Source organism: Lysobacter cavernae (assembly GCF_042648505.1).
GTDB classification, from domain to species: Bacteria; Pseudomonadota; Gammaproteobacteria; order Xanthomonadales; family Xanthomonadaceae; genus Lysobacter_L; species Lysobacter_L cavernae.
In genome coordinates this window covers 1-510 of record NZ_JBHRXK010000043.1, presented here as the reverse complement: position 1 = coordinate 510, position 510 = coordinate 1, and the positions used below count along the sequence as shown (strand labels likewise).

Sequence of the window (510 nt, the reverse complement as noted above, 5' to 3'; positions counted from 1 at the left end):
TCATCGCGCCAGCCACCAGCGGCACGTTGTCGACCACTGCCGAGAGCAGCCCGATGGCGTAGTTGATCGCGTAGATGTTGCCCATTGATTCACGCAGCAAGGTGGCGATCTGGGTCAGGTGGCCGGCGGTGGCAAGGCTCGACACGGCGGGCAGGATGCCGAGAAAGAACAGCACGCTGGGCGTGTCCACCTTGCGCAGTACACCGACGACCGAGAGCGGATGTTTGTCTTCCTCGTTCTTGTTGCGGTGGATGATTTCGGTGGCCAGCCAGAGCACGCCGAGGCCGAACAGGATGCCCATGTAGGGCGGCAAGTGGGTGACGGTCTTGAACACCGGTACGAACACCAGCGCGCCGATACCCAGCGCCAGCACCAGGTTGCGCTCGAAGGCGGTGGTTGGTTGCCCCTTGTCCTCGCCGATGATCCGGCCCCGCGGGCGCGGTGCCTCGCCCTTGAGGCGGAAGCTGAGAATGATCAGTGGCACCAGCAGGCATACCAGGCTGGGCAGGA

Annotated in this window: 1 protein-coding gene; it reads right to left on the bottom strand. The window is 64.1% G+C overall.

Annotated features, from left to right (window positions below; all coding sequences use genetic code 11):
- Positions 1–510 (bottom strand): SLC13 family permease (locus ACFOLC_RS16180; RefSeq protein WP_386760296.1); only part of this gene is annotated, 510 nt, incomplete at both ends.